The 15,123-nt window shown below is 64.3% G+C and carries 12 protein-coding genes; 6 read left to right on the top strand and 6 right to left on the bottom strand.

Annotation, left to right across the window (positions count from 1 at the left end):
- Both DBR22_RS05220 and glyA read right to left on the bottom strand, forming a co-directional pair.
- On the bottom strand, positions 1-675 hold a 675-nt coding region (locus tag DBR22_RS05220), incomplete at its 3' end, for an FAD-dependent oxidoreductase (protein ID WP_146187395.1).
- Positions 672-2,012, bottom strand: a complete 1,341-nt coding sequence (glyA, locus tag DBR22_RS05215) for a serine hydroxymethyltransferase (protein ID WP_108598102.1) — start codon at positions 2,010-2,012, stop codon at positions 672-674. The genes glyA and DBR22_RS05220, both read right to left, overlap by 4 nt.
- Positions 2,013-2,169: 157 nt before the next feature.
- Here glyA and DBR22_RS05210 point away from each other — a divergent pair, with 157 nt between their 5' ends.
- Positions 2,170-2,841, top strand: a complete 672-nt coding sequence (locus tag DBR22_RS05210; protein ID WP_108598101.1) for a GntR family transcriptional regulator — start codon at positions 2,170-2,172, stop codon at positions 2,839-2,841.
- A 206-nt stretch (positions 2,842-3,047) separates the two neighbouring features.
- Here the strand turns inward: DBR22_RS05210 and DBR22_RS05205 are convergent, their stop codons facing one another.
- The 4 genes from DBR22_RS05205 to DBR22_RS05190 all read right to left on the bottom strand — a co-directional run bounded on the left by DBR22_RS05205 (position 3,048) and on the right by DBR22_RS05190 (position 7,043).
- The gene (locus DBR22_RS05205) at positions 3,048-4,415 is read right to left on the bottom strand and encodes an MFS transporter (protein ID WP_108598100.1); all 1,368 of its coding nucleotides are present in this window, start codon (positions 4,413-4,415) and stop codon (positions 3,048-3,050) included.
- Positions 4,416-4,492: 77 nt separating this feature from the next.
- Positions 4,493-4,963, bottom strand: a complete 471-nt coding sequence (locus DBR22_RS05200; protein WP_108598099.1) for an RpiB/LacA/LacB family sugar-phosphate isomerase — start codon at positions 4,961-4,963, stop codon at positions 4,493-4,495.
- Positions 4,964-4,989: 26 nt separating this feature from the next.
- Entirely contained in the window at positions 4,990-5,940 is a 951-nt protein-coding gene (locus DBR22_RS05195) for a ribokinase (RefSeq protein ID WP_108598098.1), read from the bottom strand.
- A 92-nt stretch (positions 5,941-6,032) separates the two neighbouring features.
- Positions 6,033-7,043 (bottom strand): LacI family DNA-binding transcriptional regulator, encoded by a 1,011-nt coding sequence (locus tag DBR22_RS05190; protein WP_108598097.1) that lies wholly within the window; start codon positions 7,041-7,043, stop codon positions 6,033-6,035.
- Between the two features lie 399 nt (positions 7,044-7,442).
- On the opposite strand from DBR22_RS05190, the gene DBR22_RS05185 reads away from it, so the two are divergent.
- From DBR22_RS05185 to DBR22_RS05165, 5 genes are all read left to right on the top strand, one after another.
- Positions 7,443-8,252: an IclR family transcriptional regulator gene (locus DBR22_RS05185; RefSeq protein WP_108598104.1), complete on the top strand. Its 810-nt coding sequence runs from the start codon at positions 7,443-7,445 to the stop codon at positions 8,250-8,252.
- 638 nt (positions 8,253-8,890) lie between these two features.
- Positions 8,891-9,316 (top strand): Rieske 2Fe-2S domain-containing protein, encoded by a 426-nt coding sequence (locus DBR22_RS05180; protein ID WP_308810181.1) that lies wholly within the window; start codon positions 8,891-8,893, stop codon positions 9,314-9,316.
- Positions 9,307-11,238: a BCCT family transporter gene (locus tag DBR22_RS05175; protein ID WP_108598096.1), complete on the top strand. Its 1,932-nt coding sequence runs from the start codon at positions 9,307-9,309 to the stop codon at positions 11,236-11,238. The genes DBR22_RS05180 and DBR22_RS05175 overlap by 10 nt, the downstream gene beginning before the upstream one ends.
- Complete coding sequence (gene purU, locus DBR22_RS05170; RefSeq protein ID WP_108598095.1) at positions 11,235-12,167, top strand: formyltetrahydrofolate deformylase; 933 nt, start codon at positions 11,235-11,237, stop codon at positions 12,165-12,167. Before DBR22_RS05175 ends, purU begins: the two co-directional genes overlap by 4 nt.
- 34 nt (positions 12,168-12,201) lie before the next feature.
- Positions 12,202-14,709 carry a GcvT family protein gene (locus DBR22_RS05165; protein ID WP_108598094.1) on the top strand — a complete coding sequence of 836 codons (2,508 nt, stop codon included), beginning with the start codon at positions 12,202-12,204 and terminating at the stop codon, positions 14,707-14,709.
- Positions 14,710-15,123: the final 414 nt, after the last annotated feature.

Raw genomic sequence — 15,123 nt, 5'->3', positions numbered from 1 at the left:
CAGGCCAACCTTTTCGGTGTTGATGGTGCCGCGGTTGGTCTTGACGCCGGTGACCCGGTTGCCGTCCTTGATGAAGCCGGTGACTTCGCAGTTCTGGATGATGTCCACGCCCATTTCGTCGCACTTGCGGGCGAAGGCCCAGGCCACGTGGTCGTGCTTGGCGATGCCTGCGCGCGGCTGGTAGGTGGCACCCATGACGGGGTAGCGGATGTTGTCGTTGATGTTCAGGATGGGGCAGAGTTCCTTGACCTGCTTGGGGTCCAGCCATTCCGCGTCCACGCCGTTGAGCTTGTTCGCTCCCACCCGGCGCATGCTTTCGCGTACGTCGCCGAGTGTGTGGGCGAGGTTCATCACGCCGCGCTGGCTGAACAGGAAGTCGTACTCGAGTTCCTCGGGCAGGATTTCCCAGAGCTTGAGGGCGTGCTCGTAGATGGCCGCGCTTTCGTCCCAGAGGTAGTTGGAACGGATGATGGTGGTGTTCCGGGCCATGTTGCCGCCGGCGAGCCAGCCCTTTTCAAGGACGGCGATGTTGGTCATGCCGTGGTTCTTGGCCAGGAAGTATGCCGTGGCCAGGCCGTGCCCGCCGCCGCCCACAATCACTGCGTCGTAGGAGGACTTGGGCTCCGGGTTGCGCCAGAGGAAATCCGGGTGCTCGGGAAGGAGGTCTGCGCTCACTTGGTGGCTCCAATCAGGTCTGCTTCGAAGGCGGCAACGTCGGTGCCTTCATTGAGGTGGGGGTAAAGGGGGAACTGGTCGGCAAGGGCCGTGACCCGGGCGCGGAGTTCGACGACGGTCTGGTCACCAATGGTGCCCGTGCCGGCAGCGGCGATAAGCGCCGTCGCAATGACGTCTGCAACCTCGGTGAATTCCGCGGCGCCGAAGCCGCGGGTGGCCAGCGCCGGAGTGCCGATCCGGAGTCCCGAGGAAACCATCGGCGGACGCGGGTCGAACGGAACAGCGTTGCGGTTGACCGTGATGCCGATCCGGTGCAGGGCGTCTTCGGCCTGCTGGCCGTCCAGCTCGGAGTTGCGCAGGTCAACCAGGATCAGGTGCACGTCGGTACCGCCGTTGACCACGGAGATGCCTGCAGCAGCCACGTCGTCCTGAAGGAGGCGTTCGGCCAGCAGCTTGGAGCCCTGCAGGACGCGTTCCTGGCGTTCCTTGAACTCCGGGGAGCCTGCGAGCTTGAAAGCCACGGCCTTGGCGGCGATCACATGTTCGAGCGGGCCGCCCTGCTGGCCGGGGAACACTGCGCTGTTGATCTTCTTCGCGTACTGCTCCTTGGCGAGGATGACGCCGCCGCGGGGGCCGCCGAGGGTTTTGTGCGTGGTGGTGGTGACGACGTCGGCGTAAGGCACCGGGTTGGGGTGCAGCCCGGCGGCCACGAGGCCGGCGAAGTGGGCCATGTCCACCATCAGGTAGGCGCCCACGAGGTCGGCGATGCGGCGGAACTCGGCGAAGTCGAGCTGGCGGGAGTAAGCGGACCAGCCGGCGACGATCAGCTTGGGCCGGTGTTCCAGCGCCAGGGCTTCGACCTCGGCCATATCGATCCGGAGGTCGGATTCCCGGACGTGGTACGGAACCACGTTGTAGAGCTTGCCGGAGAAGTTGATCTTCATGCCGTGGGTCAGGTGGCCGCCGTGCGCCAGGTTCAGGCCCATGATGGTATCGCCCGGGTTCAGCAGGGCGAACATGGCTGCGGCGTTGGCCTGCGCGCCGGAGTGCGGCTGGACGTTCGCGTATTCTGCGCCGAACAGGGCCTTGACCCGGTCGATGGCCAGCTGCTCGATCACATCAACGTGCTCGCAGCCACCGTAGTAGCGCTTGCCCGGGTAGCCCTCGGCGTACTTGTTGGTCAGGACTGAGCCCTGCGCCTCCATGACTGCGGAGGGGGCGAAATTCTCCGAGGCGATCATTTCCAGGGTGGACTGCTGGCGGCCCAGCTCATTGGCGATGGCCTGCTGGACCTCGGGATCGACTACGGAAAGTCGCTCGTTCAACTGCTCAACCACGGATGCTCCTTTTGAAATACCACTGTTGCATTGACTGATATATCAGTGTGAGGTCAATGGTATGATTGGAATCACAGTGAGTCAAGGGCTGGCAGCAAAGTGGCACAACGCTTCCGCTTGCGGCTCCGACATTGAGTCTGAAGAACGGAGTGGCGCCTTGCACGCATTTCCTGCCCTTCCCCCTGCCGAGGGCGAAGTATTGTCCCAGGCGGAGGCCGCCTACCGTCAGCTGCGCGACAAGCTGATCATGCTCGAGATCCGTCCCGGGGAGCCCATCAATGACGGACAGCTCGCAGCTGAACTTGGCTTCGGCCGCACTCCCGTGCGCGAGGCCATCAAGCGGCTCGAGGTGGACCACCTGGTGGTCTCGTATCCGCGCCGGGGCACATTCGCCACCATCGTTGACATCACCGAACTCGCCGACGTGTCGGACATCCGAGAGCTCCTGGAACCTCTCGCTGCCCGGCGTGCTGCGATCAACGCCAGTGACGAGATGCGTGCGGAAATCCGGTCCGTTGCGGAAGCCATCGCGGGCATGGACACCAAACCTGCCGACAAGCGCGAGCTCATGCGCTACGACCTCACCGTGCACCGGCTGATCTACCGTGCCGCCGGCAACCGCCATTTGGAAGACTCGCTCATCCGCTACGACAACCTGGCCACGCGCATCTGGTGCCTGGTCCTGGACAAGGTGCCGTCGGTGGCGGGCCACATCACCGAGCACGTGCGGTTGCTCGAGGCAGTGGCCGACGGCGATGCGGAACTCGCGGGAAAGCTGGCACTTGAGCACGTGTCCAGTTTCGAGAAGACCATCCGCAAGGTGCTCTAACCGCGTTCCCGTTCCCGGCTACCGACGCGGATCAAAGAGTCTCGGGCACCGCGCGTCCCGGAAAGAGTGTTGAATACTGCTTCCGGTACATGCTGCGCCATACACCGGCGTATCCTGCTTGCCGGACCGTTTCGTCTTAACGGCCACCGCCCCCGGCAGCATCCTGCAGACAGGATGATGCCGGGGGCGGTGTGGCAGTGGCACTTTTAGCGGACGGATGTTTCCGATGTCCGGTTGTCGGTCGGGGCAGCAGCTCCGCCGGCCAGGATGGCATCCACCTCAGCCTTTTCCTTTGCACCCCAGGTTTCACGGGTGGTCAGGACGCCCACCAGACCGATTACGCCTACGAGGACGTACAGCGATGCTCCGCCGGCCCAGCCAAAGGACGAGGCCAGGACCACAGCGAGGAACGGCGCGAATCCGGAGATCGAGGCGGCAACCTGGTAGCCGATCGAAGCGCCGGACGTCCTGGTGTTGGTCCGGAACAGCTCCGCGAACCAGGCGCCCTGTGTGCCGGTGAAGGTTGCGTGGATGATGCCGATGCCGATCACGAAGGTAAGCACGATCAGGAACGGGTTCCCGGTGTTGCTGAGAAGGAACATCGGGAAGCCGAAGCAGATGACGGCAATGGTTCCGCCAAGGTAGAGCCTGCGGCGGCCGATGCGGTCGGTGAGCGCGCCGGCAAGCAGCGTGACAGGGATGGCCAGGAGGCTGGCGATCACGATTCCGGTGAGGCCTACCGCACGGTCATCCGGGTTGTTCTTGGTGATGTAGGACAGCAGGTACGTGGCCGTGACGTAGTAGGCGCAACTTTCCACGACCCGGAGGGAGATCACGCGCAGGATGTTCCGCCAGTCGTTCTTGATCACTGTTGCCAGCGGGTTCTTGACGATCGCGCCGGTGGCCTTGGTGTGTTCGAACTCGGGGGATTCCTCAAGCTTCATCCGGACAACCAGCCCCACAACGATCAGGATGGCGCTGGCGAGGAACGGCAGGCGCCAGGCCCAGTCGGTCTGCAGGGAGGCGGACAGCAGGAACGCGGCGTTGGCCAGCGTGATGCCCAGCGGGTTGCCCGCCTGCGGGATCGCGGCGAAGCGGCCGCGCTGCTTCCAGGGGGCGTGCTCAAAGGTCATCATGACTGCGCCGCCCCATTCTGCACCAAACGCAAGGCCCTGGATCATCCGGATGATGACCAGCAGGATCGGCGCGAGGATGCCCACCTGGGCGTAGGTGGGGAGGCAGCCGATCAGAACCGTGGCAATGCCCATGGTGAGCAGGGCGCCTACGAGTACTGGCTTGCGGCCGTATTTGTCGCCGAGGTAGCCGCCGACGGCTCCGCCGATGGGGCGCATGAGGAAGCCCACTGCGAGGGTGGCGAAGGCCAGGAGGGTTCCGACAACGGGATCGGTGTTGGGGAAAAAGACTTTGCCGAAGTACAGGGCTGCCGCCGTGCCATAGGCAACAAAGTCATAGTTTTCTACGCAGGTTCCGGCGGCCGAGGCCATGGCCGTTTTGATTTTTCCGGGGGAGCCTTGGGCGGCCTGCCGCTGCCGTTCGGTGACTTCTGCACTCATTTGTATATCTCCTTTGATATTGCTCTGTGGCCTGGGCGGGGCGCCGCAAGCCTGCTGAACTTAGGTGTAGCGGGATTTCAGATCTGGGCGGCCAGTTCCCGGGCCGCTTCCAGCTCCATGTCGCGGAGTTTGCCGACCCGGCGGATGGTGTCCTCGTCGTTGTCGAACTTGGCGTCGAGGAAAGAGTGCAGGACTTCCTGGGCGGTGGCCCGGCCCACCAGCCAGGCACCCATGGCGATCACATTCGCATCGTCGTGTTCCACGCTTTGATGGGCGGAGTAGACATCGTGGCCCAGCGCGCAGCGGATTCCTGGAATCTTGTTGGCGGCCATCACTGCACCCACTCCCGTACCGCAAACGAGCACGGCGCGCTCGGCTTCGCCGGTCCTGACGAGGTTGCAGGTAGCCCGGGTGATATCCGGGAAATCCACCGGGGCCTCACTGGGTGCCCCGCAGTCGATGACTTCATGGCCGAGGTCCTCTAAAACCGTGCGGACAAATTCTTTGAGGGGAAAGCCTGCGTGGTCGTTGCCGAGTGCGATTTTCATGTGGGTCTCCTTAATTGAGGCAGGTCTTAGGCCTGGTGGGCAGGCAGTGTCTGAGCGGATGGGGAAGGGGATGAACTTGCGATGCCGGCCCGCCATGGAATCGATTCCATGGCGCCAGGTCGCTGGACGGTAAGGGCTGAAGCCTGTGCAGCCAGTTCCATGGCCGCCAGCAGGTCGCCGGGAGCGGCTGCCAGGGCGGCAGCGAGGTAACCCACGTAGGTGTCGCCGGCTCCCGTGGTGTCCCGGGCAACAACTGTGGGGGCGGAAACCTGCACCAGTCCGCCCCTGATCACTGCAAACGATCCGGTTTCTCCGGCGGTGCAGAGGATGGCTGGGCCAAGGACGGCCGGCAGGGCGGTGACCAGATCCCGGTAGTCAGTGGCGGGCATGCCACATGTCGCGGCAAGGTCCATGATCTCCTGTTCGTTGACGATCAGCAGATCGATGTTCTCGAACAAGGAGTCGGTCTGCCGGGGTGCAGGAGCGGCATTGAGCAGGACCAGCGCTCCGCGTGACTTGGCCAGCCGTGCGGCATGCCGGACGAGCGGGGCAGGGATCTCCAGCTGCAGGACAAGGACGTCCCCGTCCTGCAATTCGGCAAGCCCGGCCTCAACGTCGTTGGGCGTGAGCCTGAAATTCGCGCCTGGACACACCAGGATCTGGTTGTTCCCGGCGTCGTCCACCGCAATGACGGCGGTTCCCGTGGGGCTGTCCTCGACTACGCGCAGCCCGGCGGTGCGTACCCCTGACCCGTCGAGGACATCAAGGATGGTTTTCCCATGGTGGTCATTCCCCACGGCGCCGGTGAAGTGCACTTCCGCGCCCGCCCGGGCTGCGGCCACGGCCTGGTTGCCGCCTTTTCCGCCCGGGCGGAAGGTGGCGTCCGAGCCATGCACTGTCTCGCCGGGCCGGGGAAGGGAATGGGCGCGGATTGTCTGGTCGATATTGAGGCTCCCGACCACAAAAACCTTGTTCATTGAACCTGCTCTTTCGATGGATATCTTCTGGCCTGGTGTGAAGACCGGGCATATGTCGAATCTTGGGTGGCTATGGCGGACCCGCCGCTTTGCTAGTGGTGCGGCCCGGCTGAGGAAGCGCGGACAATGAGCTCGCTGGGTAGGACAATGGATTCAGGTCTCCCGCCGCCGATCACGTCCAGAAGGAGTCGGACGGAAGCACGCCCCATGGCCTCCACGTCGTTGGAGATGACGGTGAGCGGGGTTTCAAGCAACGAGAACCACTCAATATCGTCGAAGGCAATGACGGCCATGTCCTGGCCGATCCGGATTCCCATGCTGTTCAGGGTTGCCAGCGCTCCCACGGCCATGGGGCTGTCGGCGGCCAGCAGAGCGGTTGGCGGCTCCGGGAGGGCCAGTAGCTGTTGGGCACCGGCCGAGCCGCTGGCTGAACGGAAGTCGCCGAAGTAGGTCAGATCCGGATCGGTGCTGAGGCCGGCTTCCTGGGCCGCTGCCGAGAACGAGCGGAGCCGCTCCCTGCCTGTGGAGGTTGTCTGCGGTCCGGCGATGTAGCCCACCCTGGTGTGGCCTTGGCCAAGAAGGTGCTCCACGGCCTGGCGAATGCCGCGTGCGCTGTCGGTGGTGACGCTCGGAACGTTGATGCCATCCACGGTCCGGTCCACAAACACTGTAGGGACGCCCCGGTCCAGGAGCGACTGAAGGCTGGAGCTGCCTTCGCCCTGGGGTGCCGCGATGACACCGTCCACCCGCTGGGAGATAAAGGTGTCCAGGTACCGGTCCTGCTGCTCCATGTTTTCGTTGGCATTTCCGAGCAGCGTGACGAAGCCTTCGGCCAGCGCTGCCTGTTCGGCGGCATGGGCCAGGTCGGCGAAAAACGGGTTACGGACATCGGAGAGGAGCAGCCCGATCACATTTGTCCGGGTGGACCTCAGTGCGCGGGCCTGTGCGTTGGGATGGAAATCCAGCTCCGACGCCGCCGCCACCACTCTCTCCCGCGACTCCTTGGACGTGGCGGGGTTGCCGGAGAGTACGCGCGAAGCCGTCGCGGGTGAAACGCCGGCCAGCGCCGCCACATCCTTGATCGTTGTTACCGCTGACGTCATTGCTTCCTCATCTTCGTGGAATCGATTCCATGGGATCGATTCCACAATTCTGTGGCACGGATCACCATTCGTCAAGCGGTGGCCCCGTAGGGCGCTGGCGGGAGCCCGCACTTGCTGGTTCCGGCATGCAGCGGCGCCGTCGAGCGGCAGTGCAGTCCGAGCACTCATTTCCGCCTGGCCGCCGCGCAGGTGAGCGGCAGTGCAGTCCGAGCACTCATTTCCGCCTTGCAGCATCACTGATTTCAGGGACAAACGGCCCTGTTGGTGCAGTGCGGCACCCGAATGCCCGCGCCCTTGCGGACAAACGGCATAGGATCGAAATGGTGAACTGACCGGGAGGACGCTTCAGGCGGCCTTTTGGCGGGTAAGCAAGCCGCAAATGACTTGAGGGTATGGATGATGGCTTCGAACAATGACCGCGAATCCGACGTCGACGCGGAGACCGGCCAGCACGGCGGCGTCCAGTCAGTGGACCGGGCCCTTGCGGTCCTGGAGATCCTCGCGCGCGATGGCCATGCCGGCGTGAGCGATATCGCCGAGGAGATGGGCATCCACAAGTCCACCGTCTCCCGGCTGCTGGGTTCGCTGGTGAGCAGGGAAATGGTCCACCAGAACAGCGATCGCGGAAAGTACCAGCTCGGCTTCGGCATCCTTCGGCTGGCGAGCTCCATTCCCGGCAGGTTGAGCCTGGTCCGGGAGGCCCGCCAGGTCATGGAGAGCCTGGCGGACCAGTTCAAGGAGACCGTGAACCTCGCAGTCCTGCGCTCCAATTACGCGGTGAACGTCGATCAGGCCATGGGGCCGTCGACCCTCGCAACGTATGACTGGGTGGGCAGCCTGACCCCGCTTCACGCCACCTCCAGCGGGAAGGTCCTGCTTGCGGCACTGTCTGCGGATGACCGGGACCGGATCCTGAAAGAGACCGGGCTGCCCGCACGCACTCCGCGGACCATCACCAACCGGGGAAAGCTGGAGAACGAGCTGATCAAGGTGGCCAGGGACGGCTACGGCGTTACCCTCGAGGAATTCGAAATCGGGATCAACTCCATGTCTGTCCCCGTGTACAACCACCTCGGAACGGTCGTTGGCGCCATCAGTATCTCCGGGCCGGCCTTCCGCTTCGACCCTGAAAAGGAGCCGGGCCTGGTGGAAGGCATCAAAGAAGCGGGTCTTCAAGTGAGCGCAAAGATGGGCTACACCGGGCGGTAAAACGCAGGAACGCCCGGACGGGAGCCCGGCGAGTGCCGGGGCTCGCACCGCGAGGCTCCGCCGCACTTGGTAAAGATTTCAGCTGGTTCAGGCCGAGAAGCGCCACCGGGACTTCCCTCGGTAGTAGACGGCAAGGCAGCTGTGGCTGTGCAGACGCCACCCGCCTTGAATTCCAGCCTGTCGTAGACATCGGAACTGCCCGCGAGCTGCAGTTTGAGCCCGTACTGGTTGACCGGAAGTAGTGGGCTTTAGTTGGCGGCGGCCCGGCTTCGGTATTTAGCAGAGCCCCAACGGCAAGGGTGGGCCGTTTCCAAGGCGCCTGTCCAGTGCAGCTAACGCGCCCGAGCGGGCGGCGGAAAGACCTGCCAGGAAAGGCTCACGCACTCGCTGGCGCCCGCACTAATGCGACCTCCTTGAATTGCTTCTTGCGCAACAGCAAGCGCTATATGAAACAGAGTGAGCGAGGTCACCGTCGTTGTCAAGGGCTGTGCAATATCGGCCCCGCGGGCAGCCATAGAAGAAAAAACCCTTGACAACCTCAAGGGACGGGGCGCACTCTGTTGCTTATTGCGATGGTCGTTGTTCATGACGGAACTCGATCTCCCGGAAGACGCCGCACCAACAATGCAGGATCCCCGATGAAAGAAGAGGCCCATATGCACACGGCATGCCCCTTCAGTGAACTTGCTCCCGGGAAAGCAATTCGTCTGAACACATCACCTCCCCTCGCCGTCATCCACACGAAGGCAGGCGGAATATCTGCGCCCGACGGCATGTGCACCCACCAGGACTCATTCGTGGCCGATGGCTGGGTTGAGAACCGCTCGGTGGATGGTCCCCTCCATTCCTCCGGGTTCACCCTGCGCACAGGAAGCGTCGACGCCCCGCCGGCCAACCTGCCAGCCAACCTGCCGGTCCGCTCGCATGAAGTAACAGTGATCGACGGCGACATCATGATCACCGAATCAACGGAAGCCCCCAACCTTCCGCCACGCCTGACGGTGGACGGCCACGTCCGGCACCAGCGCATGAATCCGAACCAAAGGACCTGCTCATGGCTTTGAACAGCGACATCCGTCAGGACGGCAACCCTGCTGCCGAGCCCGACATCACTCCCGCATCCTTCGACCCTCTCGCCGAGGCGGAGGACACCGAACAGATCATGCACGAACTCCGCCAGACGAAAGCCGAACGGGCCGTTGCCGGGCGGCGGAACCGCAAACTGACTCTTGATAAAACCACGTTCGGCATCACTGGCGTGCTCGCCCTGGCGTTCGTGGCCTGGGGTTTCCTCGGCCGTGACAGCCTGTCCGCCACCTCAACCCTCGCCCTCGACTGGGTGATGGAGTACACGGGCTGGCTGTTTATGGTCCTGGCCTCATTGTTTGTTGTTTTCGTCCTGTGGCTGGCCCTCGGCAAGTGGGGAAACATCCCCCTTGGCAAAGACGGGGAGAAACCCGAGTTCCGGACGGTCTCCTGGGTTGCCATGATGTTTGCCGCCGGTATGGGCATTGGCCTGATGTTCTACGGCGTAGCCGAGCCGCTTTACCACTACATCTCCCCGCCCCCCGGTACCGTGGACGGAAGGACCCCTGCGGCAATCCAGACCGCCATGGCCACCTCCATCTTCCACTGGACCCTGCACCCGTGGGCCATGTATGCCGTCGTCGGAATCGCCATGGCGTACGGCACCTACCGCCTGGGCCGCAGGCAGCTGATCTCCGCAGCCTTCACCTCCCTTTTCGGCATCAGGACGGTGGAAGGCCCGGTCGGAAAGTTCATCAACATCCTTGCCATCTTCGCGACACTCTTCGGCACGGCCGCTTCGCTGGGCCTCGGTGCCCTGCAGATCGGCAGCGGACTGACCTCAAACGGCTGGATGGGCGAGATCGGCACACCCGTACTGGTAGCCATCGTTGCCATCCTGACTGCCTGTTTCGTGGCCTCGGCGGTGTCCGGGATCAGCCGCGGCATCCAGTGGCTGTCCAACATCAACATGGTCCTGGCCGTGCTCCTGGCACTCATCGTCTTTATCGCCGGGCCCACGCTCTTCATCCTCAACCTCATCCCCGCTGCCGTGGGGGACTACGCCCGTGACCTTGCCGAGATGGCGTCCCGCACCGAGGCAGTGGGGGATGAGTCCCTCCGCACCTGGATGTCCGGCTGGACCATCTTCTACTGGGCCTGGTGGGTTTCCTGGACACCCTTTGTGGGAATGTTCATCGCCCGGATCAGCCGCGGCCGCACCATCCGCCAGTTCGTCACCGGCGTGCTGCTGGTCCCCAGCCTGGTCAGCGTGATCTGGTTCGGAATCTTCGGCGGGACCGCCTTCCATGTCCAGCAAGAGGCCGACAAGGCGAACCAGCCAGGGCTGGTGGACATGAGCAGCGGTTCGGCGTCCGTCAACTTCGACGGCGCGCTGTTCGACCTGGTGAAGAACCTGTCCATGCCGGACTGGCTGACCGCGGCCGTCATTGTTCTGGCGATGGTCCTGGTGGGGATCTTCTTCGTCACGGGTGCCGACTCGGCATCCCTGATCATGGGGTCCCTGAGCTCGAACGGTTCCTCCGAACCCAAGCGCGGGCTGGTCATCTTCTGGGGCCTCCTCACCGGAGCTGTGGCGGCTGTGATGCTGCTGGCCGGCGGCGACAAACCATCGGAAGCGCTGGCCGGCCTGCAACGCATCACCATCGTAGCGGCCCTGCCGTTCGTGCTGGTCATGCTGCTGCTGTGCTTTGCGCTCGTCAAGGATCTGCGCCGGGACCCGCTTTCACTCCGACGCCGGCTTGCCGACTCGGTGGTCGAACGCGCCATCCGTGACGGTGTTGACCAGCATGGCGGAGTCCAGTTCGACCTCGTGACCAGGCATGAATGCGGCGACCGCTGTTTGGCGGACGGCCGCTGCCCCGGGGATGCCACCAACACCGGCTCCATCGCCGCCGTTACTGCCACCAAGCCCACACCAGCAGCTCAGGAGAACCCATGACCACTGTCATCGAAAGCCGCCCGGCGCACAGTTCCACCGCTGTGGCCGGCGCCGTAACAGCAGCCGCCAAGACCCGTCCCGCTGAATTTGTCCTCACCCTGTCCTGCCCCGAGCAGCCCGGCATCGTCCGGGCAGTGACTGCCTTCCTGGCCGACCGCGGCTTCGACATCGTGGAGCACAAACAGTTCGACGACCACGTCAGCGGCAACCTGTACCTGAGAACTGCCTTCACGGGCGGCGGTGCCGACGAGCTCAGCCAACAGGTACTTGCAGCCGAGTTCGCGTCCATAGCCAGTGAGTTCGGCATGGAGTTCACCATCCATGACGGCAGGCCCCAGCGGCTCCTGGTGATGGTCTCAAAGTTCGGGCACTGCCTCAATGACCTCATCTTCCGGTGGCAGGCAGGCAGCCTCGGCGCGGAGATCGCCGTCGTGGTTTCCAACCACGAGGACCTCCGCCCCATGGCGGAGGCCGCTGGCCTGACTTTTATCCACGTTCCGGTCACCGCCGCAACCAAGCCCGAGGCGGAAGCCCGGCTGCATGAACTGGTGGCCGAGTACAACGCGGACCTCGTGGTCCTGGCCCGCTACATGCAGGTGCTCTCCAACGAGCTGTGCACCAGCCTCCGCGGCCGCGCCATCAACATCCACCACTCATTCCTGCCCGGCTTCAAGGGCGCCAAGCCCTACCACCAGGCGTACGACCGTGGCGTGAAGCTCGTCGGCGCCACGGCGCACTACGTGACCGCCGACCTTGACGAGGGTCCCATCATCGAGCAGGAAGTCTTCCGGGTGGACCACAGCCTCGACGCGGATGCCCTGGTCACTGTGGGCCGGGATGCCGAAACGCAGGCGCTGTCCCGGGCCGTGAAGTGGCACTGCCAGCACCGCGTCCTGCTTAACAACACCCGCACCGTCGTCTTCCGCTAACGCAAACGCCAAAGCAAAACCAGGAGAAACACTTATGAGCGCATCACCACGCGTTGTCATCATCGGCGCCGGCATCGTTGGCACCAACCTCGCGGACGAACTCGCCACCCGCGGCTGGACCAACATCACGGTGGTGGAACAGGGCCCGTTGGAGCTGGCCGGCGGCTCCACCTCGCACGCCCCCGGCCTGGTCTTCCAGACGAACCCGTCCAAGACCATGACCGAATTTGCCAGCTACACCGTGGACAAGCTGCTCTCCCTCAGCGCGGACGGCATCTCCTGTTTCAACCAGGTGGGCGGACTGGAACTGGCCACCACCGAAGCGCGGCTGCAGGACCTCAACCGGAAGCTCGGCTACGCCACCTCCTGGGGCATCGAAGGCCGGATCATCGATGCCGACGAGTGCGAGAAGCACTATCCGCTGCTTAACACCGGCGCGCTCGCTGACGGCCGCCGGATCCTGGGCGGCCTCCTGGTGCCCTCCGACGGCCTGGCATCGGCGGCCCGCGCCGTGCAGCTGCTGATCGCGAAGGCGAGTGCAGCAGGTGTGACCTTCCGCGGCTCCACCGCCGTGACCGGCATCGAGCAGTCGGGCGGGAAGGTCACCGGTGTTGAAACGGCCGACGGCGTGATCCCGGCGGACATCGTGGTGTCCTGTGCGGGCTTCTGGGGCCGCGAACTCGGCAAGATGGTAGGCCTGAAGGTTCCGCTGCTGCCGCTGGCCCACCAGTACGTGAAGACCACCCCGCTGGACGAACTGCGCGGCGTCAACGACCTTCCCAACGGGGCTACCAAGCCCATCCTGCGCTACCAGGACCGGGACCTTTATTTCCGCGAACACGGCAACCGGATCGGCATCGGCAGCTACGCCCACAAGCCATTGCCGGTGGACATGGAGCGGCTGCCCCGCGTCGGCGCGGAGGACATGTCCGATCACAACATGCCGTCCCGCCTGGACTTCACGCTGGAGGACTTCGCGCCCTCCTGGCAGGACTGCCAGGACCTGCTGCCTGCCCTGCACAAAACGCAGATTGACGACGGCTTCAACGGAATCTTCTCCTTCACCCCCGACGGCGGTCCGCTGATGGGGGAGGCGCCCGACCTTAAGGGCTTCTTTGTGGCCGAGGCCGTCTGGGTCACCCACTCGGCCGGCGTGGCCAGGGCCATGGCCGAGCTGCTGGTCGAAGGGCAGTCCCGCACAGACCTGCACGGCTGCGAGCTGACCCGCTTCGAGGAAGTCCAGACGTCCGATCAATACGTCAGCGAGACCTCCCAGCAGAACTTCGTGGAAATCTACGACATCCTGCACCCGCTGCAGCCCAAGGAATCCCCGCGGGACCTGCGCGTCGCCCCGTTCAACGTCCGCCAAAAGGAGCTCGGCGCATTCTTCCTGGAGTCCGCCGCCTGGGAACGTCCGCACTGGTTCGAGGCCAACCGCAGCCTCCTTGCCGAGCTTCCGGAAGAGTGGCAGCCGCCGCAGCGGGACGAGTGGGCCGGAATGTTCTCGTCCCCCATTTCCGCAGCTGAAGCGTGGAAGACGCGCACCGCCGTCGGGCTCTACGACATGACGCCGCTCAAGCGGCTGTCAGTGGTTGGGCCTGGTGCGCAGGCGCTGCTTCACAGGCTCAGCACGGGCAATATCGCCAAGAAGCCGGGCGCCGTGACGTACTGCCTGCTTCTGGCGGACGACGGCGGCATCCTCAGCGATGTGACCGTGGCGCGTTTGGCGGAGGAAGAGTTCCAGCTGGGCGTGAACAGCAACGTGGACTTTGACTACCTCCGGGTGGAGGCCCGTCAGCAGTCGGCCGCGGATCCTGCCCAGTGGGTGCACGTCTCGGACATCACCGGCAGCACCTGCTGCATCGGGCTGTGGGGGCCGCTTGCCCGCGAAGTGATCGGCAAGGTCAGTTCTGATGACCTGACCAACGACGGGCTCAAGTACTTCCGCACCAAGCAAATTTCGGTGGGCGGCATTCCTGTCACGGCCATGCGGCTCTCTTACGTGGGGGAGCTCGGCTGGGAGCTGTACTCCACGGCCGAGTACGGGCTGAAGCTCTGGGACCTGCTGTTCGAGGCGGGCCGGGAGCACGGCATCATCGCGGCCGGCCGTGGCGCGTTCAACAGCATGCGCCTCGAGAAGGGCTACCGGCTCTGGGGCACGGACATGACCTCCGAGCACCACCCGTACGAGTCGGGCCTGGGCTTCTCGGTGGCCAAGGACAAGACCGGCTTTGTGGGCGCTGAGGCATTGATCGCCCGGAAGGAGCAGCCCGCCACCCGCGCGCTGCGGTGCCTGACGGTCGACGACGGGACGTCCATCGTGCTGGGCAAGGAACCGGTGTACGTGGCCGGTTCCGCGGTTGGTTACGTCACCAGCGCCGCCTACGGTTACTCGGTCCGCAAGCCGCTCGCGTACGCCTGGCTGCCGGCTTCGGTTTCAATCGGGGATTCGGTGGAGATCGAGTACTTCGGGAAGCGCATCGCCGCCACCGTGACGGCCGAGCCCCTGTTCGATCCGGGCATGGACCGCCTGCGCGGCTAAGCTGCCCTTTCCGCGGGCCCGCTGGTGTCTCCTGGTGGGGGACTCTTGGGCCCGCGGGGAACAGCGGCGTCATAGCTGTACGTTCCTGCCCGGTTGCTTACTGAAATGCCCGGTTGCTTACTGGAATGCCCGGTGCGTCCACGGACGCGCCGGGCTTTTCTGCGCTTTCTTCGCGTTCTTCGGGGCCGGGCCTAAATGGGCGTGAGCGCATGGCAGCAACTTCGCCTTTTCGCTCACCTCGACTCTTCCCCTCGGCCTGCCGCGTTATTGTCAGACCCACCTGTGATGATGAATTCATGGGAACAAGCGCGGTGGTGGCGGAGGCATTTGCGGCGATCAATGCCGGCTTTGCCGTGCTTGCTGACGTGGTCACCGACGCCCGTGGTGGAGCTGATTCCGGTGCTGATCCGGCGG

It is taken from the genome of Arthrobacter sp. HMWF013 (assembly GCF_003061105.1).
Taxonomy (GTDB): Bacteria; Actinomycetota; Actinomycetes; order Actinomycetales; family Micrococcaceae; genus Arthrobacter.
Note: the sequence above shows the minus strand (reverse complement) of the source record. Positions and strands in the feature narration are given on the sequence as shown.

What these genes read in the sequence shown, in the direction of transcription:
- DBR22_RS05185 (WP_108598104.1), top strand. Translation starts at nt 7,443, where the DNA reads ATGGCTTCGAACAATGACCGCGAATCCGACGTCGACGCGGAGACCGGC.
- DBR22_RS05180 (WP_308810181.1), top strand. Translation starts at nt 8,891, where the DNA reads ATGAAAGAAGAGGCCCATATGCACACGGCATGCCCCTTCAGTGAACTT.
- DBR22_RS05175 (WP_108598096.1), top strand. Translation starts at nt 9,307, where the DNA reads ATGGCTTTGAACAGCGACATCCGTCAGGACGGCAACCCTGCTGCCGAG.
- DBR22_RS05165 (WP_108598094.1), top strand. Translation starts at nt 12,202, where the DNA reads ATGAGCGCATCACCACGCGTTGTCATCATCGGCGCCGGCATCGTTGGC.
- DBR22_RS05190 (WP_108598097.1), bottom strand. Translation starts at nt 7,043, where the DNA reads ATGACGTCAGCGGTAACAACGATCAAGGATGTGGCGGCGCTGGCCGGC.
- DBR22_RS05195 (WP_108598098.1), bottom strand. Translation starts at nt 5,940, where the DNA reads ATGAACAAGGTTTTTGTGGTCGGGAGCCTCAATATCGACCAGACAATC.
- DBR22_RS05205 (WP_108598100.1), bottom strand. Translation starts at nt 4,415, where the DNA reads ATGAGTGCAGAAGTCACCGAACGGCAGCGGCAGGCCGCCCAAGGCTCC.
- DBR22_RS05200 (WP_108598099.1), bottom strand. Translation starts at nt 4,963, where the DNA reads ATGAAAATCGCACTCGGCAACGACCACGCAGGCTTTCCCCTCAAAGAA.
- purU (WP_108598095.1), top strand. Translation starts at nt 11,235, where the DNA reads ATGACCACTGTCATCGAAAGCCGCCCGGCGCACAGTTCCACCGCTGTG.